At 39.3% G+C, this 13098-nt stretch carries 13 protein-coding genes; all 13 read left to right on the top strand.

The genetic code is table 11. From position 1 onward, the window contains the following. Positions 1-26 precede the first annotated feature (26 nt). Positions 27-1430 carry a right-handed parallel beta-helix repeat-containing protein gene (locus tag G631_RS18705; protein ID WP_035789571.1) on the top strand — a complete coding sequence of 468 codons (1404 nt, stop codon included), beginning with the start codon at positions 27-29 and terminating at the stop codon, positions 1428-1430. A 2-nt stretch (positions 1431-1432) separates the two neighbouring features. Further along, on the top strand, positions 1433-1735 hold the full coding sequence (locus G631_RS0109080) for a hypothetical protein (protein ID WP_026489180.1): 303 nt from the start codon (positions 1433-1435) through the stop codon (positions 1733-1735). Between the two features lie 230 nt (positions 1736-1965). Next, positions 1966-3255, top strand: a complete 1290-nt coding sequence (locus G631_RS0109075; RefSeq protein ID WP_026489179.1) for a hypothetical protein — start codon at positions 1966-1968, stop codon at positions 3253-3255. Between the two features lie 112 nt (positions 3256-3367). Beyond that, positions 3368-4261: a hypothetical protein gene (locus G631_RS0109070; protein WP_026489178.1), complete on the top strand. Its 894-nt coding sequence runs from the start codon at positions 3368-3370 to the stop codon at positions 4259-4261. A 249-nt stretch (positions 4262-4510) separates the two neighbouring features. Beyond that, entirely contained in the window at positions 4511-4702 is a 192-nt protein-coding gene (locus G631_RS0109065; protein ID WP_026489177.1) for a hypothetical protein, read from the top strand. A 151-nt stretch (positions 4703-4853) separates the two neighbouring features. Continuing rightward, positions 4854-5075: a hypothetical protein gene (locus G631_RS0109055; protein WP_026489176.1), complete on the top strand. Its 222-nt coding sequence runs from the start codon at positions 4854-4856 to the stop codon at positions 5073-5075. 107 nt (positions 5076-5182) lie between these two features. Continuing rightward, the gene (locus G631_RS20225; RefSeq protein WP_051197088.1) at positions 5183-6073 is read left to right on the top strand and encodes an SEL1-like repeat protein; all 891 of its coding nucleotides are present in this window, start codon (positions 5183-5185) and stop codon (positions 6071-6073) included. Positions 6074-6223: 150 nt separating this feature from the next. Next, positions 6224-6826, top strand: a complete 603-nt coding sequence (locus G631_RS0109045; RefSeq protein WP_026489175.1) for a hypothetical protein — start codon at positions 6224-6226, stop codon at positions 6824-6826. After that, on the top strand, positions 6811-7206 hold the full coding sequence (locus tag G631_RS0109040) for an HIRAN domain-containing protein (protein ID WP_026489174.1): 396 nt from the start codon (positions 6811-6813) through the stop codon (positions 7204-7206). The genes G631_RS0109045 and G631_RS0109040 overlap by 16 nt, the downstream gene beginning before the upstream one ends. A gap of 195 nt (positions 7207-7401) precedes the next feature. Continuing rightward, positions 7402-8466: a DNA cytosine methyltransferase gene (locus G631_RS0109035; protein ID WP_035789570.1), complete on the top strand. Its 1065-nt coding sequence runs from the start codon at positions 7402-7404 to the stop codon at positions 8464-8466. Beyond that, positions 8459-10009, top strand: coding sequence for an AlwI family type II restriction endonuclease (locus tag G631_RS0109030; RefSeq protein ID WP_035789569.1), 1551 nt, complete (start codon positions 8459-8461; stop codon positions 10007-10009). Before G631_RS0109035 ends, G631_RS0109030 begins: the two co-directional genes overlap by 8 nt. A 123-nt stretch (positions 10010-10132) precedes the next feature. Further along, complete coding sequence (locus G631_RS0109025; protein ID WP_026489171.1) at positions 10133-10318, top strand: helix-turn-helix domain-containing protein; 186 nt, start codon at positions 10133-10135, stop codon at positions 10316-10318. A 45-nt stretch (positions 10319-10363) separates the two neighbouring features. Continuing rightward, a complete protein-coding gene (locus tag G631_RS0109020) occupies positions 10364-13093 on the top strand; it encodes a DrmE family protein (RefSeq protein WP_026489170.1) in 2730 nt (909 codons plus the stop codon). The last annotated feature ends 5 nt before the right edge of the window (positions 13094-13098 follow it).

Below are 13098 nucleotides of genomic sequence, written 5' to 3'. Positions count from 1 at the left end.
ACAACGATAGTCAGGAGGCTATTATCATGAAAAGAAAAATGCTAACAGCTTTGCTAATTGGCGGAAGCATAATGCTCACTGCCTGCGGAGAAAATACAAATACAGTTGATGCAAAAGAGAGCAGCAGCGCAACAGAATCTGTCACAAGTTCTGAGACGGATTCTGAGCAGGAGGAATCGGCGGATGCTGCTTCTTCAGAAAGCTCAGAGAATAAACATTCAGGAAAAAACTCTGAAAGTAAATCAAAAGAAAAGAGCGGCTCAAAAAAGAAATCTGAGTCATCAGATTCATCTACAACAGCTGCATCTTCTACGCTTCAGGATGGTGATGAGATAACAGGAGAGACATACACGGCAACAGAAAGCGACGAGAGTGCTGTTGATGTATCCGGAGATATAACGGCGTCGATTTCAGGGTCCACAATTCAAAAGAGCAGCGGTGATGCAACAAGTGCAGATGACTCAAGCTTTTATGGAGTCAATGCTGCTGTCAGAGTTTATGGAAGTGCTACGCTTACGATAAAAGACAGCAAGATAACTGCGGATGCAGAGAATGCTACAGGAGTGTTTGCCTATGAGAGTGGCACCATCTATATTTCTGATTCTACTGTCGATGTGACAGGTGGCGGTGCCGGAGGAATCCAGGTTGCCGGAGGTGGGACTCTTTACGCAAATAACCTTACTGTTACAAGTGCCAGCAAGGCGGCAATAAGATCTGACAGAGGTGGCGGGACGCTAGTAGTTGATGGAGGAACATATACTGCCACTGGCTCTAGTGGATGCCCTGCTATTTATAGTACTGCAGAGATCACAGTCAGCAATGCCGATTGCATTTCAGAGACCTCCAGGGCAGTTATCATTGAAGGCAAAAACAGTGTTACCCTCAATGATTGTACTTTAACTGGAAATGATCAATCCACCAAAGAAGGAAGTATAAAGGCAAATGTGCTTTTATACCAAAGTGCTTCGGGAGATGCTGATGATGGGACAAGCGTTTTCACCATGAATGGTGGAAGCATGACCTCAAACAGCGGAGCAATGTTCTATTGCACTAACACTGCCAGCATTATCAATCTGAATAATGCAGACCTTACATTGTCAGACGCAGGAAGTCTGCTCATTGTTTCTTCAGGAAGATGGGGAAAAGATGGAAGCAACGGCGGCGATTGTACCATGAATGCCACGGATCAGAAGCTGGAAGGCGGCATAACGGTAGATGAAATCTCTAGTCTTGAGATTAACCTGAGTGATAGTACCTATGAGGGCGCCATCAACGAAGATGGTGCAGCCGGAAACGTAACTGTAAACTTGAATGATGGCAGCACATGGACCCTGACAGGGGATAGCTATATATCTGATTTTGAAGGCGACCTTGATAGCATTACGGCCAACGGGCACCATCTTTATGTAAATGGAAAGCAGGTGTTGTAAATATGGTTAAATGTGAATATTGTGAACAGAGAAGTAATGATGACGTAAATGTCTGCCCGTATTGTGGAGCGCCACTGCCTGTGCCAGATTGTTCACAGGTCAGTGGGAGTATGTCCGGAACAAATGATGAGACTGAAGTAAACACGAGCAGTGCTGGAACAATAATTGGAAGTACTATCGCCGCAATAGGAGGAGCGGTTCTTGCAAGTAACAGAAGGCCGCCTGTTGGTATGAGACCTGGTCCAAGACCAGGGCATCCGCCAATGGGCAGAGGAGATATGCGAGGTGGTTTCAGACATCCATAATTGAGCAATGAGACAGAATAATAATGAGTCAAAAGAGCTTTAAGGCATGCGCTTTAGAGCTCTTTTTTTGCCCGTTTTGTTAGCCGAGGCGTTGGGAAATGTCAAAAACAACCGTTTATTAAATTATGATTAACTTATGCTTTTGTGGGGCATCAAATATATAATATTATTCGGAGAAATAATGAACGGAGATACGTTAATTGATGTTTGTGATTAGCCAGGAGGTAAACATGAAAAAGATTAGCGCATTATTGCTACTGCTTGTCCCATTAGTTCTAGCCGGATGTACTAAAGAAGTAACGGATTATGATCTGACAATTGTGGATGACACAATTACATATACAGGAAAGTATACTGGAACCCTGGAGGACGGTAATGCTGTTGGAGAAGCAAAATATGTTGTAAAGATAGATGATACGAGCAATTGGGTCTATCAGGGAACTTTTGTGGATGGAAAAATATCCGGTGAAGGAAGCGTAGATAAGTACCCTTGTACAATAAAAATTGGAATACATAATAATTCAGGTGTTTATTCTGGAAAAGTCACAGATGCGAGACCAAATGGAGAAGGAACATTTGTGGCTGAAGATGGATGGAGTTATACAGGGACCTTTGCAAATGGGACAGTTGAAGGAGATGGTAAAATAACGGACTATCCTTATGATCTTTCCTATGAGAGCAAGGTGGCTAAAGGAAAGTACACTGGGGATATGGTAAATGGAATACCAAGTGGAACAGGGCAATTCTTGGCTGAAACTACTGATATCAACATTGATTATTCTGGAACATGGACTGACGGCGATATTTCGGGTGAAGGGGAATTAAAGACTAATGTTTATACCATTGATTTCAAGGAGGTATCAAGAACTGGCCAATATGAAGGCAGTGTTATTGATGGCAGGGCATCTGGAACAGGAAAATTCACAGCTACTAATGATAGCGGTATAACTTATACATATGAAGGAGACTTTGATAAAGGAACATACAATGGTTATGGTGTAGTTACATACGATAGTGATGAGGTCACAAATTATAGGGGGCATATGACAAATGGAGAGTGTACGCCTACAAAGTCCGAACTTTTAGTGTATCTGGGGACTGTAAAAGATTTTATGAGTTACTCGGTAAATGATGCTTCGATAAAGTTTATTGATGAGCATGACAACTTGTTTATGGTTGAGAATGAAGAGGCGTTAGAGGGTAAAATAAATGAGGATATTATCCTTAATGAGCTATATAAAACGCCGGGAGAACACAGTGACGAGATAATTACATTTAAAACCAAGAAAATAATACAGATACGACAAGAGACAGTTTTCGACTCTGTAGTTACATGGTTCATAGTAGAGGATACTGATGGTAACAGGGTATTTGTATTATGTCCAGGAGAGCTTCCGGATGTAAATAAAAACGATAAGGTTACTGTATATGGAGTTCCCATTAACATGTGTTCTTATCAAAATTCGTTTAATGGAACAGTTAGCGCTTTTGTTATATATGGTTCGTATGTGAAGAAATAACTGAAGATATGTTTTGAAAATGGGGATATCTAACTACGTCATCTACATGGGTGGCGTAGTTTTTTGTTATAATAAAAACGCTGAAACCACACAAACAAATGAGGGTAATCACATGAAGAATCAGTACGTTGGTGACGTTGGAGACTATGGCAAATATTCCCTGCTTAGAGCTTTTTCAGAAGCTGGAGTGAGAGTTGGAATCAACTGGTATCTTACAGAGGATGATGGTTCCAATGATGGGAAGCATATCAGATATCTGGAAAAAGATGATATGCGCAGATATGATCCTGTGGTTTTTGATACACTAAAGAGGATTGTGAATAGTGGAAACAGGTCAGTTCAGGCAGTTAAAGATTCTGACATGGTAGAAAACGCCTTGTACTATGATGGCCTTCTTAAGATACAGGGTAATCCTCCAGAAAAGGAACATTTTAGAATACATTGGTTTAACAAGAGCATGGATGCGCTGGCTGGTTCCAATCTGATTTTTTTGGATCCTGACAATGGGCTGCTGGATAATAATGACTATCTGGCAAAAGGTGCTGACAAATATATCTTCCCTAATGAAGTAAAAAGATATTATAACGAAGGATACAATGTTGTTTATTACTGCCACAAGGGAAGAAGGACGTATACCCAGTGGGATGATTACAAGAACGCCATGGTAGATAGGATTCCGGATGCAAAGCCCGTAATACTCACATTTCATAAAGGGACTCAGCGCTCATATATTTTCCTGATTCACAGCGAAGACTTTGTCTTGTACAGAAAGGTTATTGATGGAATCAAGAGACGCTGGCGTAATCTCTTTTCCGAGGAGTATTCAAAGAAAGGCGACGTCGCAGGGGCTTCAACCGGGCAAAAGATAACTTTTACAAAATCGGATGGGACAGTGATAACTCTGGAATCAAGAGCTGATGGTCAGGTTCAGATGAGAAGCAGTGCTCGTCCAAACGAATATATGGTACAGCCCGTAGATTTGTTCTGCAGACTGCTTGGGTATTGAGATATTTCAATCGGGTAATCATATTAAGAAAGAACTGTTGGTGCAATATCAATAGTTCTTTTTTGTGTGTCAAAACATGCCACATGTTGTGGGCGTGACTATAAATGGACACAATATGCAGTTGGTGTTTTTATGGGACTGTTGATTTTTTAGGATAGAGGTACAAGGAGCGAGGAAAAAGGTATTTGGGGCGGGGAATGATCATATATCATTTCCTGCCTGTGTCTATAGAGAAAGGACGGTGAGCATATGTTTTTTGGAAGAAAGGATAAAGATGTAAGACTTACAGATAAAGAGTACAAGAGTCTTGTGGGCGGCATGAGCAAGAAGGAACGTAAGGACTTCGATCGCAGACAGAAAGAATTCAAGCGTGACAGGGAAGATGATCGCCTGGATGCCTGGCTGGACTTCGAAGATGAGATGGATGACATGGGCTGGTAAGGAGGCTGAGCTTATGAAGAGACTTTTGTATTGGGTTAAGAAATGCCTTATGGGCCACAACAAGTTCTGCAAACATTTCTGTGTTACATGTGAGTACTACGACATCTGCCATAGAGATGGAGAAATTGATTAAGAAAGAGAGGAAAATACCATGTTATTTTTGATTATAGCGTTTGCTCCATTATTATTTGTGGGTTGGTGTTTTGTAAAGACAATTGAAATTGTCGCAGGATTTTTGAAGTTTGATCTGAGATGCGCAGCAGTGAAAAAGAAGAATCCGGAGTTATACAGACAGATGCAAGAAGAGGCATTCAGGATGACAAATGGATGTAATCATGCATACTGGATTATTCATCACAGCAATCATCACTAAAATACTCTCGGTCGCCTGCGAAGCGACCTTTCTGAAGTTCTGATGCGTTATCATCATATCAAACAAAAGTGTGAGATAATTATATTGGTTTCCCAAGGAGGTTTACCATGACAATCAAAGATGCTGAAAATATAGTAAGAAGTTTTGACGAAGGCAGGAAATTCACAGATGAAGAGGAGTTCATGTTCATCGAGGCAATGAACTTCCTTATCGAAGAACGCAAGGATCCCAGAGACATGATGTACCTTGGCGGATATTACTATGAGAAAAAGCATTTCGACCTGGCCCTTAAATACTATGAGATGGCAGCATCTATGGACTATGATGAAGCCTATGAGTGCCTTGGCTACATCTGGTATTACGGTAGGACCGGAGAAAGAGATTACGGCAAAGCCTTCGGTTACTTCACCAAGATGATGAACAAGGGTAACCTCGTTGCAACCTACAAAGTGGCTGACATGTACAGGAACGGCTACTACGTAGACAAGGATATGAATAAGTACAAGAGCATGATCGAGGGCCTCTATGATAAAGTCCAGGACTGCAGAAATGTATTTGAGCCCGTGCCTGAAGTTTATACAAGACTTGCCAGGATCAGAACAGATGAGGGAAGAGAAGAAGATGCCATTGAGCTTTACCTCAGGGCAAAAGACTGGTTAGCTCAGCGAATTAGACACAATGCCTTCTTTGGCAATCTCAATATCATGAAGTGGCTCATCGATGACCTTTATAAGCTGATTGAGTTTGATGAAGACTACTTTGATTTCTTTGATCTTTATTATCTCCTGAACACTCCTCACAAGATAAAGTTCTTTTATGAAGATGAGGAGATGAGCCTGGAGTCAGTAATGGAAGGCGACGAGTGCGTGGTCTGCTTTAATGGCAAATGGTACCACTCAAGAGATGATTTCTTTAAAGATGCTACTACCAAAGATGGAACAAAGCTTACCGCCGTTTACGGCGATCTGTATGGATTTGAGGTGATGGATAATGGCTGATGTTATAAAGGGACATAATACCTCTTATGCTAGGTATGAGGAACTCATAAACAGAAGAGATGAACTGAAGAAGGAAGCTTTCCAGTACCACGCTGAATATGTGAAAGTGTTCGGGGATCTTATCCTTGAGATCTTCAGGAAAAAGATAGAGTGCATCAGAAAAAAGAAAAGGCAGCCATCAACCATGGAAACAACGTTGATCAGGCGCAGCTTCAGGCCTATTTGGAAAAAGAGATGGCTGATTTTCAGGCACAGTTGGATGACATGTTAAAAGAACATGAGGCAGCCCTTAAGTCTATAACTGTGACAGAAAGAGATATGCTAGAGATTAAGCGCATCTATCATAGGCTTGTAAAGAAGATCCATCCGGATATCAATCCTGCAGCTACCGGATCAAGGGAACTCATGGATCTGTGGCACCGAGTGACCATAGCTTATTCCTGTAACAGCCTAAAGGATCTTCAGGAACTGGAGGTTCTTGTGATGCAGGCCCTTGAGGCAGTAGATCTTGATGACTTGGACATTCCTGATATTGAGGAAAAGATATCCGACCTGGAAAAAGAGATTATGAAAATAATGGAGACAGATCCATATCAGTACAAGTTCCTTCTCGCAGACAGCAAGGCAGTGGAGGCTAAGAAGGAAGATCTGAAAACGGAGCTTAAGACCTATGAGGATTACAGCAAGCAGCTGGATGAGGTCCTTGAAGGCCTATTGGGAAGCGGGGTAAAGTTAACATGGAAAATGAACTAAAGGTAACACAGCAGCAAAGTGCAGTAGCCACAATAGAAGGTCATGAACTTGGCGATATCATCAAGCCTCTCATCAAAGAGATCCACCTCTTTGATTCCTACGTGGCCGGCACCACGCACCTTGAGGATAAGTCTGTTCTTGATTCCATCAAGGTTGGTGACATGCTTACTCTGCAACGTGAGGACAACAAGTTTGACAGCAACGCCATCCTCATCCTCAACGATGAAAAGAAAAAGCTTGGCTATGTCCCGGAGAAGGACAACATAGTATTCGCCAGGCTTATGGATGCTGGAAAGCTTCTCAAAGCGAAGATTACTGATATAAAGCAGAAGGGGAGCTTTACACAGATAAGCGTGGGGATATATTTGGTTGACTTCTAAAATCATTCAAAATATTCTTAGCAAATCTATTATATATCCTCACAAAATGAAAACCATTTGAGGATATAAACAATTATTTCTACAATTATAGAAGCTGCAAAAAGCGTGGCATTTGTGATAAACTAATAATCTATAGAATAGTGCGGCGGCACTTATCCGCTGTGAACGTGGGACCACGTAGAAACCGAGGTGAAGATGAAAAAAGGTAAGATATTTAAGCTTGGAGAGCTCTATTGCGGACCAGGAGGTTTGGCATGTGGAGCATTAAACTCCGTAAGCGATGATGGACGTTTCAAGCTTACGCATGCTTGGGCAAATGATTATCACCCAGATACTTGTGAAACATATAGGCTGAATATTTGTCCTGATAATCCAAAGAGTGTTTATTGTGGTGATGTAAGGGATTTAGATATCAAATCTCTGAGTAAGATAGATGCATTTGCATATGGATTTCCCTGTAATTCTTTCTCGAACGTTGGAGAACATCAGGGAATAGCAAATGAAAAGTTTGGGCAGCTTTATTGGTATGGCATTGAAGTGCTTAGACATTTTCAGCCGCAATGGTTTATGGCAGAGAATGTTTCTGGTATACGTTCAGCTGGCACAAATGATTTCCAAACAATTTTACAGGATATGAGAGAATCGGGATACAAACTGGTTACAAATCTCTATAAAGCAGAACAGTATGGTGTGCCCCAGACTAGACACAGGGTTATTATAGTCGGAATCAGAGATGATATAGATGTTGAATTCAAGGTGCCAAGTCCAGAGTTATTTAAAGACTGTGATATTTCTTCAAGGACTGCGCTTGAAGGAATTACGGAAGATATGCCTAATAGTGAGTGTAGGAAATTGAGTGACACGGTCGTAAGAAGACTGTCTTATATAAAGCCAGGGCAGAATGTGTGGCAGGCGGAAGCAGAGGGAACTTTGCCTGAAGAACTTAGGATAAAAACCAGAACAAAGATATCCCAAATATATAGAAAACTTGATCCAGAGAAACCAAGCTATACCATAACTGCTGCAGGTGGTGGTGGTACATTTGGATATCACTGGACAGATCGAGAACTAACGAATAGAGAGCGCGCTAGAATACAGACTTTCCCAGATAATTATAAGTTTGTGGGGAATTATTCTTCCGTAAGAAGACAGATAGGAATGGCAGTTCCATGTAAGCTTAGTGAGGTTGTTACAACAGCTGTTTTGAATTCCTTTGCAGGAATTCCATATGAAAGTGTTGAGGCAAATCTTAATGAGTAAATGTAATTATTGGTGGGTGACCAGACCAAAGAGAAAGTTGAATTCTATACCGGAAATCCTATCGGTGTTTGCAGGAGCAACTTTAGAACACCAGTGGGATGGTAGCCGCACATTGCATGTACAGTTTGAAAATGATCTTGAAGCGGCTGGATTAAAAAGAGTTGGTTCTAGAAGAGATGGTGGGGGCTCAGGCGGTAGGACTTATGCAGCCTGGCTTCGATCATTAGGATTAATCTGTGAGGAGAGTACAACCAAACAGGTTTATTTAACTTTGGCTGGGGAAGCAATTATTGATGGCCGTTCGCCAGTTAGCGTGCTTAGGAAGCAGGTTTTAGAGTATCAGTTCCCATCGCAGTTTTCTTTATCGGTAGGTGTGGATGAAAGATTCAGAATAAAGCCTTTTAGATTCCTTTTGCAACTCTTGTTAGATGATAGGATTTCGACTTTGTCTACTGATGAAGTTGGAAAAATCGTTATAACTGAGGCAGAGACGGAAAAAGATTACGAGCAAATAGTTGATAGGATTCTTAAGTACAGGAACTTCGGCGATGAAGTGCTTTCTGATGACTTTTTTGATAAATATATTCCAGATGTGAATCCAGAAGCGGCAGATCCATATCAGAAACTAAAAGACATAGCCAATACGATGTTTAATTGGTTGGAATACACTCAGCTTGTTGGACGTGATACAGGTATTATTTTTGTACCAGACGAAAATAAGAATGAAGTGAAAAAAATCTTATCAGAAAAGAGCTCCTTGATTGCTAATCCTGAGGACGGGGAGTTTTTTCAGCGCAAATATGGGATAGATCCCTGGCATAAAAAGGACACACGTAATCTTTTAGCAACAAAAACTATAACATCTCGTAGTATAGATGTTCAAAAGATTAAGAATGCAATGATTATGCTTGCATCAAAGAGGCCGATAAAATCAATTGATAGCGCTGTAATAGACTATGTTGTAGAGGTTACAGGTGCGGATAAAGTCCTTGTGGAGGATACGTTGGTTTCTTCTTATCCGCATGGTTTAATTGGTGGCTTTTTGGCTAATTATTATGAAATGGCATTTAAGGGGACAGAAGAGGCTGTGGAATTTGAAAAAGCTACCACAGAATTGTTTAGTGATGTTTTTGGATATCAATCAATACACTTAGGGCAAACAGGTGCAAAATCAGCTCCAGACATTTTGCTTTTGTCTGATAGTGAAGGATATCAAGCTATAGTTGATAATAAGGCGTATAGTAGGTACAGTGTTACTGGGGACCATCATAATCGTATGGTTCATAACTATATAGAAAAAATTAGAAATTACAGTGAATCAACATATCCAATTGGTTTTTTCCTATATGTAGCAGGAGGCTTCATTTCTACTTTTGATAAACAAATTGCGTCAGAAGTTGAGGAATCCGGTGTTCATGGATCAGGAATCTCAGTTGCGACCTTTATTAAGATGATAGAAATGAATGCAGAGAAACAGTATTCACATTCAGAAATGAGAAAAATGTTTTCATTAGATAGAGAAATAAAACTTAATGATTTATGAATTGAAGGCTACGCATTTGATGGCGTAGCCTTTTTAAGTGTATAACAATGGTTTTGTTGATAGTTGGCGTTTCAACGAATATAATATTAATGTCGGCGTTAATCTGCAGAAAAGGGATTATTAATGGACTATTTAACAATTAAGGAAGTGGCTCAAAAGTGGAATCTATCTGAAAGAAGAATTCAGACCATGTGCAAAGATGGAATTATTATCGGGGCTATGCGTTTTGGGCATTCATGGGCCATACCTATAGATGCTGAAAGGCCAGTTGATAAAAGAGTGAAGACAGGAAAGTATATCAAGGTGTGATTTTTTTGCTTTATATTTGTAAATGGGTGTTAATGGGGTGGAAAGATGGCAAGAATAAAATTATCAGCTAGTAGCAATCCGGTGAAAAAGACCGAATCTGATATTGTTACAAAAGCTACGAGTGAAAACGGTATTAGCAAAGAAAAGGAAGAGAATAATAAAGAAGATAGAAAGGCTTCACTAATACAAGCATTAAAAAAATGTGAAGTTGTATTGGATGGAGATGTTGTCTCTAATGAACTAATCGTTGAAGTGGCATCAAGGTTTTTGGTTGATACGATTAAGGAATCGCATACTTCTTCGGTATTTTTACATACTGGTTCTATAGTATATGACGCTATTGCCTTTGTTCTGTTAGCACTGATCAATATTATTTTTGATGAAAATGATATTGATGATAAATCAGGGGCGCTTGAGGTAGGGAGCGTAGTTTCATACGAAGGAGATAAGAAGAATCTTTTATATATATACAAAGGTAATTCAGACAGGATGCCTGGAATGATTGAGTTGGTGGAGGTTAAGGATCCTACTGGAAAAAGATTTATTTCTCAAAATTCGATTGGAAAGCTTGTACCATACTATGGAAAAGCAACAGATATAAAAGGGCGAGGGGTAAGAACTACAAAATCAAAGAGAATGGAGTTCTTGTCAGATATTCTTGAACTCGATGCAAGTCAAATAACTGCAACAGCGAAATTATCAACAGTTGTAATGATTGATAATGAAAAGTTAGATTATCTTCTCGATAATATTATTCTAAATTTTGTGGATAAAGATAAGACATATGAGTTACTTGATTTAGTAACGGTAACATATTATACGGACACAAAGGAATTTAGGAAAAAAGGAAATGCCAGTAATGTAGAACCTGCTATAAAAGCAACGAACAGTATTTTACGTGCTAGGGAATTAGTCATTGATCGTGATCAGAATGATGTAATAGGTTTTGTTGCTTTAAATGCAAAATCCTATAAAAAGGGATTGAATGATTTTGAGAGTTTGTTTAGAAGAAGAAAGCTACGGTACAGTTGGCTGATAGCACCTATAGAAAAGAACCAATTACTTGAGGGGTTATTGGATTCTGATGCTGAAATGCTTTCTTTGACCCCAAATATAATCAGGAATATGAACGTGACATTTACTCCGAATAATGATACATCATTATCTTTATATAAGGAGCTAGAGTCAGTGGCTTATCGCCGTATAAGGTACGAAGTTGTCAACAGTACTTTCAAGTGGAGTCAATACAAAAAGGTAAGGACGACAATAAAGTACCTGTTGGATAATAGCGGTGATGATATAAATGTTATTCAGTTTGCCAGATGGGCATATTCAATGCTTAAACTGCTTAATATGGCTTTCTTTGATATAAAAGAATATGAAGATAATGCGAGAAAGTTGGGATTAGAGACAAGAGAGGAAATAATAGCAAAACAAAAGGAGATAATTGTTCTTTTTGCGGATTATTTGCAAGATAAAGCAAATGAGGTTCTGACTTACATAAGTAGCATTTATCAGGATTTTTGTATAAAGAATCCCAAAAAGGACTATATCAAGAAATATGTATTTGATAAAGGTTACAACAGAATTTTATTTGTAGTTCCAGGCAGAAACTATGAGCAAATATGCGATAGTTACATAAAGAGTAATATGCGATTTAGAAATTTCAAGTATAGGATTACTACAGAATCTCGAGTAAAAGATATGCAGCTATCTTCTTATGATTGTGTTATTTTCCCGGCATTATTAAATTATGATGCTATCAATCCATATAGCTTGATGTCTGCTAATGAGGTTGTCATTTTTATATATGATACTCAGATTAGATTATGTAAATTTCTTGAGAGGGAGTTTCATCTTTTTGTAAAGAGATTAGAAGAAAAGTGTCCATCCGAATTAACTGAAAAAATAATATATGAGGATGACGCTATTCTATCTGATTCAAAAGAGATAGAGACAATTGTTGAAGAAGATACTGAAGAACATGTTATAGATGATGTGTTTAGAAATATGTTCTTGCAAGCAGAGATGTATCAGTCAAGAGAATATTTCCTAGGAGGTGGAACAAGGGAAAAAGGTATTGAAGTATGCAGATACGCTCAATGTGATTCAGGTGAAAAGTTATTATTTAGTAAAGGATATACCGCATATGTAGTAGATTCATTAAGAGGCGAGGTAGTAGAGAAAGATGTTGACGCTATAGAAGCAGGCGATCAGCTCATATTCACCATTAATGATGATAAAACAAAAGATATAGTAGATGATCTATTGTGTGAATTATGCGATAGGAACGAAGAAGTAAATGATGCGTACAAGCTGGTTAAACGATGGAAGGAGGACTTTAGAGAACTAAAGGACTCAAATGACTGGACATATGTTGATATTGTTAAGATGTTTGACAAGGCTGGATGTGTCGTTACAGCTCAAACGATAAGACAGTGGATTGATGAGGACTCGCATATTGTGGGGCCGAAAGAAAAAGAAATGTTTATTTATATTGGTAGAGTTTTATGTGACAAGGAGGTTGAGGAAAACTATCAAAGGTTTGCAGAAGCGACACAAGTGGTCAGAAGAATTAGGACTAGGATTCTCAAGTTGATTCAAAGTGTTGTGGTAGATGATTTGAATGGTTCAAAACAAATAGAAGAAAAGATGTTTGCTGATATGATTGATGAAATTAGGAAAATTGCAATTATTAGGCAAATTGAGCATATAGAAAATATTGAACCGTTTAAGATAAGCATAAATCGCGCTAATAGGCCTCTAGACATGTAAGGAGA

The sequence above is a fragment of the Butyrivibrio sp. XBB1001 genome (genome assembly GCF_000424505.1).
In the GTDB taxonomy this organism is placed as follows: Bacteria; Bacillota; Clostridia; order Lachnospirales; family Lachnospiraceae; genus Butyrivibrio.
Note: the sequence above shows the minus strand (reverse complement) of the source record. Positions and strands in the feature narration are given on the sequence as shown.

Bases quoted from the DNA above. Each gene is read 5' to 3' on its own strand.
- G631_RS18705 (WP_035789571.1), top strand. From the start codon at position 27: ATGAAAAGAAAAATGCTAACAGCTTTGCTAATTGGCGGAAGCATAATG.
- G631_RS0109080 (WP_026489180.1), top strand. From the start codon at position 1,433: ATGGTTAAATGTGAATATTGTGAACAGAGAAGTAATGATGACGTAAAT.
- G631_RS0109075 (WP_026489179.1), top strand. From the start codon at position 1,966: ATGAAAAAGATTAGCGCATTATTGCTACTGCTTGTCCCATTAGTTCTA.
- G631_RS0109070 (WP_026489178.1), top strand. From the start codon at position 3,368: ATGAAGAATCAGTACGTTGGTGACGTTGGAGACTATGGCAAATATTCC.
- G631_RS0109065 (WP_026489177.1), top strand. From the start codon at position 4,511: ATGTTTTTTGGAAGAAAGGATAAAGATGTAAGACTTACAGATAAAGAG.
- G631_RS0109055 (WP_026489176.1), top strand. From the start codon at position 4,854: ATGTTATTTTTGATTATAGCGTTTGCTCCATTATTATTTGTGGGTTGG.
- G631_RS20225 (WP_051197088.1), top strand. From the start codon at position 5,183: ATGACAATCAAAGATGCTGAAAATATAGTAAGAAGTTTTGACGAAGGC.
- G631_RS0109040 (WP_026489174.1), top strand. From the start codon at position 6,811: ATGGAAAATGAACTAAAGGTAACACAGCAGCAAAGTGCAGTAGCCACA.
- G631_RS0109035 (WP_035789570.1), top strand. From the start codon at position 7,402: ATGAAAAAAGGTAAGATATTTAAGCTTGGAGAGCTCTATTGCGGACCA.
- G631_RS0109030 (WP_035789569.1), top strand. From the start codon at position 8,459: ATGAGTAAATGTAATTATTGGTGGGTGACCAGACCAAAGAGAAAGTTG.
- G631_RS0109025 (WP_026489171.1), top strand. From the start codon at position 10,133: ATGGACTATTTAACAATTAAGGAAGTGGCTCAAAAGTGGAATCTATCT.
- G631_RS0109020 (WP_026489170.1), top strand. From the start codon at position 10,364: ATGGCAAGAATAAAATTATCAGCTAGTAGCAATCCGGTGAAAAAGACC.